Origin of the sequence: Pseudomonas sp. P7759, assembly GCF_013386445.1 — a bacterium.
GTDB classification, from domain to species: Bacteria; Pseudomonadota; Gammaproteobacteria; order Pseudomonadales; family Pseudomonadaceae; genus Aquipseudomonas; species Aquipseudomonas azotoformans_A.
In genome coordinates, this window is sequence record NZ_JACART010000014.1 from 1 (window position 1) to 16,383 (window position 16,383).

Consider the following 16,383-nt stretch of genomic DNA (forward strand, 5'->3'; position numbering starts at 1 on the left):
TCCCTCGCCACAGGGGATTCAGCAATGGCAGATACCTCGTTGCCTCCGTGAAATAAATCCTGTAATTTTTCATGAAATTTATCGAAATAAATTTCATGACACCTCAAGAAGAACTTGCCACCCTCGCCGCGCTGATCCACGACCTGCGCAAGCACAAGAAGCTCACCCTCGCCCAGCTCGCGCATAAGATCGAGCGTTCCGTGGGCTTCCTGTCCCAGGTCGAGCGCGGCCTGTCGCGGCCGACCGTGGCGGACTTGACCGCTATCAGCCACGCCCTCGACGTGCCCACCACGTATTTCTACAGCCAGCCCAAACCCAAGGCCGTGGACTGGATCACCCGCCCTAACGAGCGGCGCACGGTGTATTACGCCAATGGCATCACCGACATCCTCGTGTCGCCGAGCATGAACGGCGCCTTTTCGATGCTCGACAGCCTGTTGGCGCCAGGTGCCAACAGCGGTGAACAAACCATGAGCGACCGTGCCGAACAGGCCGGTTTTGTGCTGGAAGGCGAGTTGACCTTGTGGGTTGAAGGTGAGGCCGATTCGGTCACCCTCGGCCCTGGCGACAGTTTCCACTTGGCCAGCTTCGCCCATTGCCGCTACGCCAACCTGACTGACCTGCCCGCCCGCGTGCTGTGGGTTTACAACTAGGAGCTACACCCGTGAAAAGCCATCCTGCCTCCCTACTGGCCGAAGTCCGGACCTTTCGCCAGAACCACCCCGACGTGCGTTACGTCGACCTGATCGCCCTGGACATTCCCGGGCATTTCTACGGCAAGCGCTACCCGGTGGAGATGCTGGAAAAAGTCGCAGCCGGCAGCCCGTTGAAACTACCGCAAAACGCAGTGTTGCTGGGGGCCCAGGGTGGCCTGTTCAAGATCGGTGACTACTGCTTCAACGACGGCGACCCGGATGCCAACCGCCGCCTGGTGCCAGGCACGCTCAAGCCGGTGAGCTGGGAGTCGCAACCCCTGGGCCAGATGCTGATCACCTCGGACGGCACCGAAGCGCCCATCGAATTCGAACCCCGCGAAGTGCTGGCCAAGGTGCTGGAGCGCCTGCACCACAAGGGCATCCACCCGGTGGTGGCGTTCGAACTGGAGTTCTACCTGTTCGACAAAAAACTCGACAACGGCCTGCCGCAATTCGCCCGCGACCCACTGAGCGATGACGCCGACGACCAGCCCAACCTGCATATCGAACGGCTGTCACGCTTCAGCGAAGTGCTGGATGACATGGCGCACACCGCCAAGGACCAAGGCATCGATATCACGGTGATCACTGCCGAGATCGGCCCCGGCCAGTTCGAGATCAACTTCGGTCACCTCGATGACGGCCTGCGCGCCGCCGACTGGGCCGCCCTGTTCTGCCGCAGCACCCGTGGCGTGGCGCTCAAGCACGGTTACCGCGCCAGCTTCATGGCCAAGCCGTACCTGCAATACCCCGGCAGTGGCATGCATGTGCATGTCAGCCTGTATGATGGCGCGGGCAATAACCTGCTGGCGGCGCACCAGCAGCAACCGTTGCGGCATGCCGTGGCCGGCTGCCTGGAGTTGCTGCCCCACTGCATGCCGATCTTCTCGCCGAACCACAACGCCTTCCGCCGCCTGGGCGGTACGGTCAACGCCGCCACCCGCGCCAGCTGGGGCTTTGAAGACCGTGACGCGTGCGTGCGCATTCCCGAGTCCGACCCACGCAACCTGCGCATCGAGCACCGCCTGGCCAGTGCCGATGCCAACCCGTACCTGGTGCTGGCGGCGATCCTAGTCGGCCTGGAGCACGGCCTGGAAGCCAAGCGCGAACCCATCGCCCCGCTGAACGAGGACCGCAGCAGCGGCACCGACTTCCCCCTGGACATGCTCGACGCCGTGCGCACCATGCAGCATCAAGCGGTATTGCGCGATAAGCTGGGCGCCGAATTTGTCGACGTGTACTGCGAAAACAAACGCCAGGACCACCTGGCCTTTCAACAAGAGATCAACGCGCGGGAATACCGCTGGTTTCTCTAACCGCCCAGGAATCATCGATGACCGAACAAGCTGCCCCGGCGCTGAAGGAAATTTTCAATGTCGAACGCCTCCACCATATCGCTACCGAGATGACGGCGGTGTACCCGGCGTTCGACGCCAAGGGCTTCCTCAAGCACGCCAAGGCCGGGTTGGCCGAGTTGTCGGTGATGCAGCGCATGGCGCGGGTCAGCGAGAGCCTGCATGCGGTGATCCCGCTGGATTACCCGCAAACCCTAAAGGTGCTTTACGCGTTGGCCCCACGCTTGAACAGCGCGTTCGTCAGCCTGTTCCTGCCGCATTTCGTGGCAAGTTACGGGTTGCACGACTTCAAGCGCTCCATGGCTGCTCTTAAATACTTCACCACCTTTGGCTCCGCCGAATTCGCCATCCGCCACTTTTTGCAGCACGACTTCCAGCGCACATTGGCGGTGATGCAAACCTGGTCACTGGATGACAACGAACACGTGCGCCGCCTGGCCAGCGAAGGTTCGCGTCCGCGCCTGCCTTGGTCATTCCGCCTGGCACAGGTGCAGGCCAACCCCGAGCTGTGCGCGTCGATCCTCGACAACCTCAAGGCCGACAGCAGCCTCTATGTGCGCAAGTCAGTGGCCAACCACCTCAACGACATCACCAAGGACCACCCGGACTGGGTGCTCAGCCTGATCGAAGGCTGGAACCTGGAGAACCCTCACACCGCCTGGATCGCCCGCCACGCCCTGCGCAGCCTGATCAAGCAAGGCAACACCCGTGCGCTGACGATCATGGGCGCCGGCGCCAAAGCCCAGGTGAAGATCCACCACCTACAGGTCACGCCGGCGGTGATCAACCTGGGCGAACGCATCAACCTGTCCTTCAGCCTGGAGTCCACCTCTGCCGCGCCACAGAAACTGGTGGTGGACTACGCCATCGACTACGTGAAAAGCGCCGGCCACAGTGCCGCAAAGGTGTTCAAGCTCAAGGCGTTTACCCTCGGCGCTGGCGAACTTCACAGCATCCGACGTGAGCAACATATCCGCGAACTGACCACGCGCAAGCACTATCCCGGACGGCATGTGGTGCACGTGTTGGTGAATGGGGATCGGCTAGGCAGCGCGGAGTTCGAATTGCGCGCCTGACTCGATTGAGTAAACCTGCACAGTTCCAAATGTGGGAGCGGGCTTGCTCGCTCCCACAGTTTTAATCCGGTTACGGTCAGTCAGATCTCGCCGAGCAACAACCTTTGCTCGCGCGCGCACAACTCCACCACGTAATCCCACAACACCCGCAGCCGCACCGATTTGTGCAACTCCCGGCGCGAACTGATCCAGTAGCTGCGCTGGATCCCCTCCCCCGGCAGCAACGGCACCAAGTCCGGATCGCCCGACGCCATAAAGCACGGCAACACCGCAATCCCCAACCCGGAGCGCGCTGCCTGGTGCTGGGCGATCACGCTGGTGCTGTGGAACACCACCTTGGGGTTGCGGCAGAAGCTGCTAAGGAACTTGAGTTCCTGGCTGAACAGCAAGTCGTCTACATAATCGATCCACGCGTGCGCGGCGAGGTCTTCGCGTTTCTCGATCGGTGGGTTGCGCTCCAGGTAGGCACGGCTGGCGTAGAGGGCCAGGCGGTAGTCGGTGAGTTTGCGCGTGACCAGTTGGTCGACGCTGGGGCGTTCAAGGTGGATGCTGATCTCCGCTTCGCGGTTGAGGATGCTGACAAAGCGCGGCACCGCCACCAGTTCCACTTCCAGCCCGGGGTAGCGGTCAAACAGTCCGCCCATGCGACTGGCCAGGAACATCACGCCCAAGCCTTCGGCCACGCCGAGGCGGATCTTGCCCAGGGGCGCGGCGGAGTGGGTCAGTTCGTCTTCGGCCAGCAGCGCGACGTTTTCCATGGCTTCGGCGTGCTTGAGCAGGGCTTCGCCAGCGGGCGTCAACTCGTAGCCCTGGGCATGCTGCACGAACAGCGCAGTGCCGAGGCTTTTCTCGATCGCCTCGATATGCCGGGCCACAGTGGCGTGGGTGGTTTTCAGGCGTTGCGCGGCGGTGAGCAGGCGGCCGCTGCGCTGCAGCTCCAGAAAGTACCGCAGGTCATTCCAGTCGAACATGACGCCTCCCTCCGATGGACATAAATACTGACTAAAGTCGTGCCCGGTACCTGTGGTGAGCGAGCTTGCTCGCGCTGGGCTGCGCAGCAGCCCCAAAACCGGAAGCCTCGTTGCATCTGAAAAACCGCGTTTGTAGGCAAGGGGGCCGCTTCGCGCCCCAGCGCGAGCAAGCTCGCTCACCACATAGAGCAAAGTCAAAGGGTCACGCTGTTTAAAAACGCACAGCAGCTGGGTAAAAACTAACATTTTTAAGACGAAAACTAACAACTAGGATGGAACGCATAAGAAAAACAAGCGAGACCTTCAGATGCCCATTGCAACTGCTGAATACGATTACATCGTCGTAGGTGCCGGCCCCGCGGGCTGCCTGCTGGCCAATCGACTGTCCGCCAACCCCGCTCACCGCGTGCTGCTGCTTGAAGCCGGCGGCCGCGACAACTACCCCTGGATCCACATTCCCGTCGGCTACCTGTTCTGCATCGGCAACCCACGCACCGACTGGTGTTTCAAGACCGAAGCCCAAGAAGGCCTGCAAGGCCGTGCGTTGAGTTACCCACGGGGCAAGGTGCTGGGCGGCTGCTCGTCCATCAACGGCATGATCTACATGCGCGGCCAGGCCCAGGATTACGACGGCTGGGCGGCAGAAGGCAACGCAGGCTGGGCCTGGAAAGACGTGCTGCCCCTGTTCAAGCAAAGCGAAAACCATTTTGCCGGCGGCTCGGAGTTCCACAGCGACGGTGGCGAATGGCGCGTCGAACAGCAGCGCCTGCACTGGCCGATCCTCGATGCCTTCCGTGATGCGGCAGCGCAAAGCGGCATTGCCACCCTCAACGACTTCAACACGGGCGACAACGAAGGCTGCGGCTACTTCCAGGTCAACCAGAAGGCCGGCGTGCGCTGGAATGCGGCCAAGGCGTTTCTCAAGCCTATCCGTCAGCGCCCCAACCTCACGGTGATGACCGAAGTGGAAGTCGACCGCGTACTGCTGGAGAACGGCCGCGCCTCCCAGGTGATCGGGCGCCAGCAGGGCCAGCAGATGAGCTGGAAGGCACGCAAGGAAATCGTGCTGTGCGCCGGCTCCGTGGGCTCACCGGGCATTTTGCAGCGTTCGGGAATCGGTCCGTCCAGTGTGCTCAAACCCTTGGGCATCGACGTGCTGCACGAACTGCCGGGCGTCGGCGGCAACCTGCAGGACCACCTGCAACTGCGGCTGATCTACAAACTGGAAAACGCACGCACCCTCAACCAGATCGCCGGTACGCTATGGGGCAAGATGGGCATGGGCCTGCGCTACCTGTATGACCGCAGCGGCCCATTGTCGATGGCGCCCAGCCAGCTCGGCGCATTTGCCCGCTCGGGTCCGGAACAGACCTCGGCCAACCTCGAATACCACGTGCAGCCGCTGTCACTTGAGCGCTTTGGCGAGCCGCTGCACGCATTCCCGGCGTTTACCGCATCGGTCTGCGACTTGCGCCCGCAAAGCCGGGGGCGAATCGACATTCGCTCAGCCAACCCGGCGGATGCACCGCTGATCCGCCCCAATTACCTGAGCCACCCAGAAGACTTGCGCGTAGCCGCCGACGCGATCCGCCTGACACGCCGCATTGTTGCCGCACCCGCCCTCAGCCAGTTCAAACCGGTGGAATATCTGCCGGGCGATTCCCTGCAAACCGAAGACGAGTTGCACGAAGCCGCCGCGCGCATCGGTACGACCATCTTCCATCCGGTCGGCACCTGCCGCATGGGCAGCGATAAAGACGCGGTGGTGGATGCGCAACTGCGGGTGCATGGCGTGCCGGGCTTGCGCATTGCCGATGCGTCGGTCATGCCGCGCATCACGTCCGGCAATACCTGTTCACCGACGCTGATGATCGCGGAAAAGGCCGCGCAGCTGATCCTTTCGCCGAACACAAGGAGTCTCGCCCCGGAGAAAGAACTGGTTCATGCAATCTGAATAGCGGCGCCAGACCTGGCGCCGACAGTGGAACAACAATAAATAATCACTGTGAGGGCTACCCGATGTCAGAACATGCTCAACCCCTGGGCTCGGCGGTCAACAGCGCCGTTACCCGCAACGACTCAAAGAAGGTCATCTTCGCCTCGTCCCTGGGGACGGTGTTCGAGTGGTATGACTTTTTCCTCTATGGCGCCCTCGCGGCGGTGATCAGCAAGCAGTTCTTTGCCGGGGTCAACGACACCACGGCGTTCATCTTTGCCTTGATGGCCTTTGCGGCCGGCTTTGTGGTGCGGCCGTTCGGCGCGCTGGTGTTTGGCCGCCTGGGCGACATGATCGGGCGCAAATACACCTTCCTCGTCACCATCATCTTGATGGGCGTGGCGACCTTCTGTGTCGGGCTGTTGCCGACTTACGCGAGCATCGGCATTGCGGCGCCGATCATCCTGATCGTGCTGCGCATGCTGCAAGGCCTGGCGCTGGGCGGTGAATACGGCGGCGCAGCAACCTACGTGGCGGAACATGCGCCCGCCGGCAAACGCGGCTTCCACACCAGCTGGATTCAATCCACCGCGACCCTCGGCCTGCTGCTGTCACTGCTGGTGGTGTTGGCATGCCGTTACTTCACCGGTGACCAGTTCGAAGTGTGGGGCTGGCGTATTCCGTTCCTGTTCTCCATTGTGCTGCTGGGTATTTCCACCTGGATCCGCATGAGCCTGCATGAGTCGCCAGCGTTCCTGAAAATGAAAGAGGAAGGCAAGGCCAGCAAGTCGCCGATCCGCGATTCGTTCGGCAAATGGGAAAACCTCAAGATCGTGCTGATCGCGCTGTTCAGCATCAACGGCGGCCAGGCGGTGACCTTCTACGCGGCGCAGTTCTATGTGCTGTTCTTCCTCACCCAGTTCCTGAAAATGGACCCGGCCCTGGCCAACATGCTGTTGATCATCAGCGTGGTAATCGGCGCACCGTTCTTTATCTTCTTTGGCTGGCTGTCGGATAAGGTGGGGCGTAAGCCGGTACTGATGCTCGGCCTGCTGCTGGCCACCGCGCTGTACTTCCCGATCTTCAAGAGCCTGGCGCACTACACCAACCCGGCGATGGACCAGGCCAGCAACCAGGCCCCAATCACCGTGCTGGCCGACCCGGCCACCTGCACCTTCCAGTTCGACCCGGTGGGCAAGGCCAAATTCGACAGCCCGTGCGACAAGGTCAAGACCTTCCTGGTCAAGCAGGGCCTGCCCTACAGCAGCGCCGCCGCACCGGCCGGCAGCCCGGTGCAGGTAAGCGTGGGCGACGTGCGGATCGACGGGTTTGACGAAAAAGCCCTGCGCGGCGCCGTGACCCTGGCCGGTTATCCGTCTTCGGCGGATGTGGCCCAAGTCAACAAGACCATGGTGGTGGTGCTGATCGTGGCGCTGATCCTGATCGCCGCCATGTGCTACGGCCCGCTGGCCGCGTTGATGGTGGAATTGTTCCCGACCCGCATTCGCTATACCTCCATGTCCCTGCCTTACCACATCGGCAACGGCTGGTTTGGCGGGTTCCTGCCGACCGTGTCGTTCGCCTTGGTGGTGTACACCGGCGATATCTTCTACGGCCTGTGGTATCCGGTGGTGGTGACCGGGGTGAGCCTGATCGTGGGGCTGTTCTGCCTCAAAGAAACGCGGCATGTGGATATTGATAACAACTGACTGAAGGCGCCCCCTTCCCTTACCGGACGGGGGCGCACACAAATTGCTGTATATCCATCCAGATAATGGTTGATCAAATCCCTTCTTTTGCCCATCCTGCTCTCCATTCGACGGTGTAACGAACGGGCTGAGCATGCGGCTGTACCTCTGTGAAAAACCTTCCCAGGCCAAGGATATTGCGGCCGTACTCGGTGCCAGTCGCCGGGGCGATGGCTGCTGGCTGGGCAATGGCGTCACGGTCACCTGGTGCATCGGCCACCTGCTGGAAACCGCCCCGCCTGACGCCTACGACGAGAAGTACAAGCGCTGGGTGCTGGCCGACCTGCCCATCGTCCCGGAAAAATGGAAGATGCGCGTCAAGCCCAAGACCGCCAGCCAGTTCAAGGCGGTCAAGCGTTTGCTGGGGGAAGCCCAGGAACTGGTGATCGCCACCGACGCCGACCGCGAAGGCGAGATGATCGCGCGTGAGCTGGTGGAGCATTGCCGCTATCGTGGGCCGATCCAACGGCTGTGGCTGTCGGCGCTGGACGACGCCTCCATCCGCAAGGCCCTGGCCGCCCTCAAGCCAGGCGCCGAGACCTTCAGCCTGTATCACTCGGCCCTGGGCCGTTCCCGCGCCGACTGGCTGATCGGCATGAACATGAGTCGCCTGTTTACCTTGCTGGGGCGCCAATCCGGTTATCAGGGCGTATTGCCTGTGGGTCGGGTGCAAACGCCGACCTTGCGCCTGGTGGTGGACCGCGACCGCAGCATTGCCGATTTTGTGCCGGTGGCGTACTGGGCCATCGATGTCGACCTACACCACAACGCCATGACCTTCACCGCCCAATGGCGCGCGGCCGAGGATGCCTGTGATGACCAGGGCCGCTGCCTCAACCCGCAACTGGCGCGAGACGCCGCCGACGCCATGCGCAACGCCGCCACCGCGCGGCTGGTAAAACTGCGTACCGAACGCATGCGTGAAGTCGCGCCCCTGCCATTCGATCTCGGCACCCTGCAAGAAATCTGCTCCAAGAAGCTCGGCCTTGGTGCCCAAGAAACCCTGGATATCGCCCAGTCGCTATATGAAACCCATAAAGTCATCACCTACCCTCGTAGTGATTGCGGCTACCTGCCTCTGAGCCAGCACAGCGACGCGCCGAAGATTCTTGCTGCCATCGCGCGCGCCGATAGTGCGGTGAACGAATTGATGGCGCATATCGACCCGCAGCGTCGCTCGCGGGCGTGGAATGACGCCAAGGTCAGCGCCCACCACGGCATCATCCCGACCGGCGCCGGCAAAGATGTAGGGCAACTCACCGGCAAGCACCGTGCGGTGTACACGTTGATTCGTGCGCGCTACCTGGCGCAGTTCCTGCCCAACCACGAATACGATCGCACCCAGGCGGACTTCGAGTGCGCAGGCCAAGCGTTGCGCGCAGTGGGCAAAGTGGTCATCGAACCGGGCTGGAAACGTGCCCTGCCCGAAGCCCTCGCGCCAGCAAAAGGCCGCGAAGCACCAGCCCCACAAGCGTTGCCGGCATTGGTGCAGGGCCGGGATTACGCGGTGGCCAAGGTCAACCTCAAGGACCTGTGGACCCAACCGCCCAAGCCCTTTACCGAAGGCGACCTGATCAAAGCGATGAAAAACGTCGCCAAGCTGGTGGAAGACCCGCTGCTCAAGCAAAAGCTCAAGGACACCACCGGCATCGGCACCGAAGCCACCCGTGCCGGCATCATCCAGGGCCTGCTGGACCGTGGCTACCTGGTGAAAAACGGCAAGGCGCTGTCGGCCACCCCGGCAGCGTTCAGCCTGATCGACGCCGTGCCCCGCGCCATCGCGGACCCTGGCACCACGGCGATCTGGGAGCAGGCGCTGGACATGGTGCAAAGCGGCGAAATGAGCCTGGAAGAATTCGTCGCCAAACAGGCGGCCTGGATGAGCAAGCAGGTGGCGCGTTGCAATGGCCTGCGCATGACCATCAGCGGCCCGGCCAGTCCGGCAGGACCCGGCGCCGCGCCATGGAAAAAGAAGCGCAAGAGCGCGCCGCGCAAGACAGCAGCCAGCCCAAAACGGGCGAAAAAGCCGACAGCTGCGGGGTAAAACCCGAAAAAATCCGGCGAATGACGTTTTTCGACGGGTTTAGCGCCGCTTTGGACCTTGCCGCCGCGCGGGCCGTCTAGGATTCTGTAGGGGGAGCCTGACTAACTAACAAAAACCGGAGTGGCCGCCATGAAAACCGTTGCACAAGTGCTCAAAGCCAAGGACCAGAAAAACCAGGAAGTCCATGTCATCAAACACGACCACACCGTGTTTGAAGCACTGGTCCGGATGTCGGAGAAAAACGTCGGGGCCTTGCCGGTCGTCCAGGATGGCGTGGTGGTAGGCATCATCAGCGAACGTGATTACGCCCGCAAAATCATGCTCAAGGGGCTTTCGTCGGTCACCACGAAGGTGCATGAGGTGATGAGTTCCCCGGTGATCACCGTCGACACCCATAAAAAGGTCGATGAGTGCATGAACATCATGACCGACAGTCACCTGCGCCACCTGCCGGTGGTGGAAGACGGCAAACTGTTGGGCCTGCTCTCGATCGGTGACTTGGTGAAAGAAGCCATTGCCGACCAGGCTGACCTGATCAAACAGCTGGAGCAGTACATCCGCGGCGAATAGGGGAACCCATGCTCGACACGCTGGAACATCAAGAGGACCACCTCGACACCCTGCACCGGGCCATGGCCGAACGGCGCTTTCTGGTGTTGACCGGTGCAGGGATCAGCACCTCGTCGGGCATTCCCGATTACCGCGACAGCGAAGGCGTGCGTCGGGGCAAGGCGCCAATGATGTACCAGGAATTCCTCGCCACCCCGCAGGCGCGGCGCCGTTACTGGGCGCGAGCGATGCTGGGGTGGCCGAGGGTTCGCATTGCGCAACCGAACAAGGCGCACCTGGCGTTGGCGATGCTGCAACAACGCGAGCGCATCAGCGGGTTGATCACCCAGAACGTCGACACCCTTCACGATCAAGCCGGCAGCCACGACGTCATTGAACTGCACGGCAGCCTGCACCGGGTGCTGTGCCTGGATTGCCAGTTGCTCAGCCCGCGTGAGGCGGTCCAGCGGCAGATGGAAATAGACAACCCCTATCTGTCGCAAGTCCACGCGGTGCAGGCGCCGGATGGCGACACCTTGCTTGACCCCGCCTTTGAAGAACATTTCCAGGTCCCGCGCTGCCCCCACTGCAATGGCGAGCGCTTGAAACCGGATGTCGTGTTTTTTGGCGAAAATGTAGCGCCAGCAACAGCGGCCAGGGCGATGGCTGCGGTAGAGCATGCCGAGGGGTTGCTGGTGGTGGGCTCGTCGCTGATGGCCTACTCGGCGTTCCGCCTGTGCAAGGCCATGGTCGAACAGGGCAAACCCGTCATTGCCATCAACTTGGGCAAGACCCGAGGGGATGAGCTGTTTCAGGTGAAGATCGAAGCCGAGTGTGAGCGATTGTTGCCCTTGCTGACAGAGCGACTGGCCTGATATCTGCCTGACCTACACCTCCAGAAAATGACGCCCAAGTCACGTTTTCCCGCATGCTCCCGTCCCCACGGCGATTTATGTAGTGATCAAAAATAATCACTACATAACCGTTGACGTAACCTTTTTGTCCTTGCATTATCGAGACGTCTCCCGGATCGGGAGCGTTGGCAACAAGCGTTTTGAACAAGCTCGTCTGACCGCCGAGCTGTTTTTTCCGGATGTGCACTGCCCACAAGGCGGATTGATGAAGCTGACCGGCCCGAAGGGCTCGGTACAAGGCGCTCAAATGCGGCTTGTCTTCGTTATGAAAGCATTGCGTAGCAGTTCATCAGCAAGACTACATGCATCAGGTTCAAGACCCTGCCCGTATTCGGCAGACAGTCGCTGACGCCCGGTTTTCGCAACCGGAGACAACTAAAGATGTTTTAACGAACCAACTGATAGATCGCCAACTGGTCAAGGGGCTTACACATGAATCTGAACAACCAACCAACTATCGATGAATTGGCTGAGATGTTCGCAGCGCAGAAAGACACACTCGACGACCATATCCTGTGGATTGGCAAATCGGGCGAAGTGCAACTTGACTGCCTGGAGCCCAATACCGAAGAGGCTGAGTTCGACCGCAATCACCGTGAACTGGCGGCACGCCTGAGGGTTTACCGTCGGGGCCAGGGTTATGTCGGCAAGAAAGCCGCCGCCGATCGCAACTTTATCGAGCAGGTTTTCCACACACTTAATACCGAATGGCAGAACCTCAAAGGCCAATCGCACGTTAAAGTGATTGATAGATACTGCTGATAACAGCGCATTAAATATTTAAGCCCGCTTGTTCATTCAAGCGGGCTTTTTAATGCCTGAGTTATAACAATGCCGGAAACCGCCCCTTTGTCGCTTCATCCCGGAAAATATCAAACAATACCTGCGCCGCTGCCGAGAGTTCATGCCCCGGCTTGGTCAGCACACCAATCGGCCGTTCGATCACCGGATCGCTCAAGGTGATGCAGTGCGCGCCCGCCTCTTCCATCTGCCTTGCGCACAACGCCGGTACCGCGCTGACACCCAAGCCACTCGCCACCATCTTGCCCACCGTTGCCAACTGATGGCTTTCCAGGGCTACCGGCAGCTTCATCTGTAGCGCGCCCAAGTGCTCTTCCAACATCACCCGTACCGTAGACGGCCGTTGCAAGGTGATGAACGGTTGTTCCAGCAAGGTTTTCCAATCGATCTCGGCACAGTTTGCCAACGGCGAATCGCCCGGTACCACGGCGATGAAGCGGTCGAGGTACAACGGCGTAAACGCCAGTGATGAACCTTCGGCAGGCTCAAACGCTACGCCCAACTCCACCTGCCGGTCGCGCACCATCTCCAGCACCTGCTCATTGATCAAGTCATGCACGGTCACATTCACCTGCGGGTAACGTGCGCGGAATATCTTCAGGATCGGTGGCAGCAGGTTGCCCGCAAAAGACGGCATCGCTGCCACAGTGACTCGACCACGTTGCAGTGTGAATCGCTGGCGCAGTTCGTCTTCGGCATTGTCCCAATCAGCAATCAGCCGGCGCGCCAGGGGCAGCAAGGACTCGCCTTCGGGCGTCAGGGCAACGTTGCGGGTATTGCGGCTGAACAGGCGCCCGCCCAGGCCTTCTTCCAGACCCTTGATGGTCAGGCTCAGCGCCGATTGGGAGAGGTGCAGGCGCTCGCAGGCGGCGGCAAAACTCAGGCTCTGGGCCACGGCGAGAAACGCGCGCATCTGTTTAACGGTCATGACGCTACTCCAAACGGTCGGGCGACTATGCTGTTTTTTAAATCAATCAACCTTAAAAAACAACTTAACAAATCAATCAGCCGGAGCAACACTCGGTTCATTGGCTGGCCCACAAACAATAAAAGAGGTGCATATGGCAGGTTTCGATAAACGCGTGGCGTCCTACGAGGAAGCACTGGCAGGCCTGGAAGACGGTATGACCGTACTCTCCGGCGGTTTCGGCCTGTGCGGTATTCCGGAAAACCTCATCGCCGAGATCAAGCGCAAAGGCACCCGCGACCTGACCGTGGTTTCCAACAACTGTGGCGTCGACGGTTTCGGCCTGGGCGTGTTGCTGGAAGAAAAACAGATCAGCAAGGTGATCGCTTCCTACGTCGGTGAAAACGCCCTGTTCGAGAAGCAATTGCTCAGCGGCGAAATCGAAGTAGTACTGACGCCCCAAGGCACCCTGGCCGAAAAAATGCGCGCTGGCGGTGCGGGTATCCCGGCCTTCTTCACCGCAACCGGCGTCGGCACTCCGGTGGCCGAAGGCAAGGAAACCCGCGAGTTCAACGGTCGTCCGTACCTGATGGAAGAATCCATCACCGGCGACTTCGCCATCGTCAAAGGCTGGAAAGCCGATCATTTCGGCAACGTTATCTATCGCCACACCGCCCAGAATTTCAACCCACTGGCCGCCACCGCCGGCAAGATCACCGTGGTCGAAGTCGAAGAAATCGTCGAACCGGGCGAGCTGGACCCGGCGCAGATCCACACTCCTGGCATCTACGTCGACCGGATCATCTGCGGCACGTTCGAGAAGCGCATCGAACAGCGCACCGTACGCAAATAATCCGCCTCCAGCCCGAACAATAAGGACACCTGAAATGGCTCTTACCCGCGAACAAATGGCTCAACGCGTCGCCCGCGAAATGCAGGACGGCTTCTACGTCAACCTCGGCATCGGCATTCCGACCCTGGTGGCCAACTACATCCCCGAAGGCATGGAAGTGATGCTGCAATCGGAAAACGGCCTGCTCGGCATGGGACCGTTTCCTACCGAAGAAACCATTGATGCCGACATGATCAACGCCGGTAAACAAACCGTGACAGCACGCATCGGCGCCTCGATCTTCTCCTCCGCCGAGTCTTTCGCGATGATCCGGGGCGGCCACGTTGACCTCACTGTGCTTGGCGCGTTTGAGGTGGACGTACAAGGCAACATCGCCTCGTGGATGATCCCCGGCAAGCTGGTCAAAGGCATGGGCGGCGCCATGGACCTGGTGGCCGGTGCGGAAAACATCATCGTGATCATGACCCACGCGTCCAAGGATGGTGAATCCAAGTTGCTCAGCCAGTGCAGCCTGCCGCTGACCGGTGCCAACTGCATCAAGCGTGTATTGACCGACCTGGCCTACCTGGAAATCGAAAATGGCGCTTTTGTCCTCAAGGAACGCGCACCTGGCGTCAGCGTTGAAGAGATTGTGAGCAAGACCGCCGGTAAACTGATCGTCCCGGACCACGTTCCAGAAATGCACTTCCAGTGAGGACAGATCCCATGCAAGACGTCGTGATAGTTGCTGCCACCCGCACCGCCGTGGGCAGCTTCCAGGGTTCGCTGGCGAACATTCCGGCACCGGAACTGGGCGCTGCCGTGATCCGTCGCCTGTTGGAACAGACCGGCCTCGACCCAGCCCAAGTGGATGAAGTGATCCTCGGCCAGGTACTCACCGCAGGCTCAGGCCAGAACCCGGCGCGCCAGGCTTCGATCCTCGCCGGCCTGCCCCACACCGTGCCGAGCCTGACCCTCAACAAAGTCTGCGGCTCGGGCCTCAAGGCCCTGCACCTGGGCGCCCAGGCCATCCGTTGCGGCGACGCCGAGGTGATCATCGCCGGCGGCATGGAAAACATGAGCCTGGCCCCGTACGTACTCCCCGCTGCGCGCACCGGTTTGCGCATGGGCCACGCCAAGATGATCGACAGCATGATCACCGACGGCCTGTGGGATGCGTTCAACGACTACCACATGGGCATCACCGCCGAGAACCTGGTGGACAAGTACGGCATCAGCCGTGAAGCCCAGGACGCGTTCGCTGCGGCGTCCCAGCAAAAAGCTGCCGCCGCTATCGAAGCGGGCCGCTTTGTCGATGAGATCACCCCGATCCTGATTCCCCAGCGTAAAGGCGATCCAGTGGCCTTCGCCGTGGATGAACAGCCTCGCGCCGGCACCACTGCCGAGTCCCTGGCCAAACTGAAACCGGCGTTCAAGAAAGACGGCAGTGTCACCGCCGGCAACGCCTCCAGCCTCAACGACGGCGCCGCTGCGGTACTGCTGATGAGCGCCGACAAAGCCAAGGCCCTCGGCCTGCCGGTGCTGGCGCGTATCGCCAGTTACGCCAACGCGGGCGTCGACCCAGCCATCATGGGCATTGGCCCGGTCTCCGCAACTCGTCGCTGCCTGGACAAAGCCGGCTGGAGCCTGGGCGACCTGGACCTGATCGAAGCCAACGAAGCCTTCGCCGCGCAATCTCTGGCGGTGGGCAAAGAACTGGAGTGGGATGCAGAGAAGGTCAACGTCAACGGTGGCGCCATCGCCATCGGGCACCCGATCGGCGCCTCAGGCTGCCGCGTGCTGGTGACCCTGCTGCATGAAATGATCAAGCGTGATGCCAAGAAAGGCCTGGCAACGCTGTGCATCGGTGGCGGCCAGGGCGTCGCGCTGGCACTCGAACGCAGCTGATTGTAGTGAGCGGACTTGTCCCGCGCCGGACTGCACAGTAGCCCTGCATTGAAGAGCAACACCGAAAAGGCCTGGTTCCACGAAAACCAGGCCTTTTCTTTATGGTTTTCACTGAGGTTGCGGCACCGCAAACACCGCATTCGCCCGCGCCACCACCTTCTCCCCCACCTGCAAGCTCACCGTGGCAAACGCCATCTGCCGCCCCCGTTTGTGATGCTCCAAGCGCACCACAATCCACTCCCCCACCTGCACCGCCCCCAGGTAATCCAAGGTCATACTTGCGGTAATCAACGGCAGCGGCGGCTCACTGGAAAACGCCATCGCATAGCCCATGCCGATATCCGCCAGGGTCGCCAACACCCCGCCATGCACGGTGCCGCGTCCATTGGCGTGGCGATTGTCGGCGCGCAGGCCGATCTCCAGTTGCAGGCCCTCCCCTCGGCAATAGGCCGGGCCGAGCAGGTCCAGCAACGGACTGCTGCGGGGCAGCGAAACAAAACCTTCAGGCACGGCGTGAGCGATCATGGCGGATTCTTCCCTGGTGTGAAGATTGAGATGTACGCCTGGCCGCTGGCAACGGCCATTACCATCCACCGCGCAAATCCCGCGCGATGCTTTGCGTTAATCCACCAGACCCGCTTTAATCG

15 protein-coding genes are annotated in these 16,383 nt (G+C 61.0%); 12 read left to right on the forward strand and 3 right to left on the reverse strand.

The window, feature by feature from the left end; all coding sequences use genetic code 11:
- The first annotated feature begins 95 nt into the window (after positions 1-95).
- Genes HX823_RS13815 through HX823_RS13825 form a run of 3 tightly spaced genes read left to right on the forward strand, consistent with a single transcriptional unit; the run spans position 96 to position 3,126 of the window.
- Positions 96-653, forward strand: a complete 558-nt coding sequence (locus tag HX823_RS13815; RefSeq protein WP_038851316.1) for a helix-turn-helix domain-containing protein — start codon at positions 96-98, stop codon at positions 651-653.
- An 11-nt stretch (positions 654-664) separates the two neighbouring features.
- Positions 665-2,011: a glutamine synthetase family protein gene (locus HX823_RS13820; protein WP_177075205.1), complete on the forward strand. Its 1,347-nt coding sequence runs from the start codon at positions 665-667 to the stop codon at positions 2,009-2,011.
- Positions 2,012-2,028: 17 nt separating this feature from the next.
- On the forward strand, positions 2,029-3,126 hold the full coding sequence (locus tag HX823_RS13825) for a DNA alkylation repair protein (protein ID WP_177075206.1): 1,098 nt from the start codon (positions 2,029-2,031) through the stop codon (positions 3,124-3,126).
- 80 nt (positions 3,127-3,206) lie between these two features.
- Here the strand turns inward: HX823_RS13825 and HX823_RS13830 are convergent, their stop codons facing one another.
- Positions 3,207-4,097, reverse strand: a complete 891-nt coding sequence (locus tag HX823_RS13830) for a LysR family transcriptional regulator (protein WP_038851312.1) — start codon at positions 4,095-4,097, stop codon at positions 3,207-3,209.
- 307 nt (positions 4,098-4,404) lie between these two features.
- Between HX823_RS13830 and HX823_RS13835 the strand changes: the two genes are divergently transcribed.
- The 6 genes from HX823_RS13835 (at position 4,405) to HX823_RS13860 (ending at position 12,050) form a co-directional block, all read left to right on the forward strand.
- Positions 4,405-6,051 (forward strand): GMC family oxidoreductase, encoded by a 1,647-nt coding sequence (locus tag HX823_RS13835; RefSeq protein ID WP_038851310.1) that lies wholly within the window; start codon positions 4,405-4,407, stop codon positions 6,049-6,051.
- Positions 6,052-6,116: 65 nt separating this feature from the next.
- Positions 6,117-7,742 (forward strand): MFS transporter, encoded by a 1,626-nt coding sequence (locus tag HX823_RS13840; RefSeq protein WP_033902058.1) that lies wholly within the window; start codon positions 6,117-6,119, stop codon positions 7,740-7,742.
- A 133-nt stretch (positions 7,743-7,875) separates the two neighbouring features.
- Entirely contained in the window at positions 7,876-9,825 is a 1,950-nt protein-coding gene (locus HX823_RS13845) for a DNA topoisomerase III (RefSeq protein ID WP_177075207.1), read from the forward strand.
- Between the two features lie 129 nt (positions 9,826-9,954).
- Positions 9,955-10,395: a CBS domain-containing protein gene (locus HX823_RS13850; RefSeq protein ID WP_016977364.1), complete on the forward strand. Its 441-nt coding sequence runs from the start codon at positions 9,955-9,957 to the stop codon at positions 10,393-10,395.
- Positions 10,396-10,403: 8 nt separating this feature from the next.
- The gene (locus HX823_RS13855; RefSeq protein WP_177075208.1) at positions 10,404-11,249 is read left to right on the forward strand and encodes an NAD-dependent protein deacetylase; all 846 of its coding nucleotides are present in this window, start codon (positions 10,404-10,406) and stop codon (positions 11,247-11,249) included.
- 471 nt (positions 11,250-11,720) lie between these two features.
- Positions 11,721-12,050: a hypothetical protein gene (locus HX823_RS13860; RefSeq protein ID WP_033902055.1), complete on the forward strand. Its 330-nt coding sequence runs from the start codon at positions 11,721-11,723 to the stop codon at positions 12,048-12,050.
- Between the two features lie 61 nt (positions 12,051-12,111).
- On the opposite strand, the gene HX823_RS13865 is transcribed toward HX823_RS13860, so the two are convergent.
- Positions 12,112-13,017 (reverse strand): LysR family transcriptional regulator, encoded by a 906-nt coding sequence (locus tag HX823_RS13865; protein WP_038851306.1) that lies wholly within the window; start codon positions 13,015-13,017, stop codon positions 12,112-12,114.
- A 133-nt stretch (positions 13,018-13,150) separates the two neighbouring features.
- Here HX823_RS13865 and HX823_RS13870 point away from each other — a divergent pair, with 133 nt between their 5' ends.
- Genes HX823_RS13870 through HX823_RS13880 form a run of 3 tightly spaced genes read left to right on the forward strand, consistent with a single transcriptional unit; the run spans position 13,151 to position 15,736 of the window.
- Complete coding sequence (locus HX823_RS13870) at positions 13,151-13,849, forward strand: CoA transferase subunit A (protein WP_010211319.1); 699 nt, start codon at positions 13,151-13,153, stop codon at positions 13,847-13,849.
- Positions 13,850-13,883: 34 nt separating this feature from the next.
- Positions 13,884-14,543, forward strand: coding sequence for a CoA transferase subunit B (locus tag HX823_RS13875; protein ID WP_003211625.1), 660 nt, complete (start codon positions 13,884-13,886; stop codon positions 14,541-14,543).
- An 11-nt stretch (positions 14,544-14,554) separates the two neighbouring features.
- Positions 14,555-15,736, forward strand: coding sequence for an acetyl-CoA C-acetyltransferase (locus HX823_RS13880; protein ID WP_177075209.1), 1,182 nt, complete (start codon positions 14,555-14,557; stop codon positions 15,734-15,736).
- Between the two features lie 108 nt (positions 15,737-15,844).
- Here the strand turns inward: HX823_RS13880 and HX823_RS13885 are convergent, their stop codons facing one another.
- On the reverse strand, positions 15,845-16,261 hold the full coding sequence (locus tag HX823_RS13885) for a PaaI family thioesterase (RefSeq protein ID WP_033902050.1): 417 nt from the start codon (positions 16,259-16,261) through the stop codon (positions 15,845-15,847).
- Positions 16,262-16,383: the final 122 nt, after the last annotated feature.

Coding starts and splice junctions, on each gene's coding strand:
- HX823_RS13815 (WP_038851316.1), top strand. CDS start 96: ATGACACCTCAAGAAGAACTTGCCACCCTCGCCGCGCTGATCCACGAC.
- HX823_RS13825 (WP_177075206.1), top strand. CDS start 2,029: ATGACCGAACAAGCTGCCCCGGCGCTGAAGGAAATTTTCAATGTCGAA.
- HX823_RS13830 (WP_038851312.1), bottom strand. CDS start 4,097: ATGTTCGACTGGAATGACCTGCGGTACTTTCTGGAGCTGCAGCGCAGC.
- HX823_RS13835 (WP_038851310.1), top strand. CDS start 4,405: ATGCCCATTGCAACTGCTGAATACGATTACATCGTCGTAGGTGCCGGC.
- HX823_RS13840 (WP_033902058.1), top strand. CDS start 6,117: ATGTCAGAACATGCTCAACCCCTGGGCTCGGCGGTCAACAGCGCCGTT.
- HX823_RS13845 (WP_177075207.1), top strand. CDS start 7,876: ATGCGGCTGTACCTCTGTGAAAAACCTTCCCAGGCCAAGGATATTGCG.
- HX823_RS13850 (WP_016977364.1), top strand. CDS start 9,955: ATGAAAACCGTTGCACAAGTGCTCAAAGCCAAGGACCAGAAAAACCAG.
- HX823_RS13855 (WP_177075208.1), top strand. CDS start 10,404: ATGCTCGACACGCTGGAACATCAAGAGGACCACCTCGACACCCTGCAC.
- HX823_RS13860 (WP_033902055.1), top strand. CDS start 11,721: ATGAATCTGAACAACCAACCAACTATCGATGAATTGGCTGAGATGTTC.
- HX823_RS13865 (WP_038851306.1), bottom strand. CDS start 13,017: ATGACCGTTAAACAGATGCGCGCGTTTCTCGCCGTGGCCCAGAGCCTG.
- HX823_RS13870 (WP_010211319.1), top strand. CDS start 13,151: ATGGCAGGTTTCGATAAACGCGTGGCGTCCTACGAGGAAGCACTGGCA.
- HX823_RS13875 (WP_003211625.1), top strand. CDS start 13,884: ATGGCTCTTACCCGCGAACAAATGGCTCAACGCGTCGCCCGCGAAATG.
- HX823_RS13880 (WP_177075209.1), top strand. CDS start 14,555: ATGCAAGACGTCGTGATAGTTGCTGCCACCCGCACCGCCGTGGGCAGC.
- HX823_RS13885 (WP_033902050.1), bottom strand. CDS start 16,261: ATGATCGCTCACGCCGTGCCTGAAGGTTTTGTTTCGCTGCCCCGCAGC.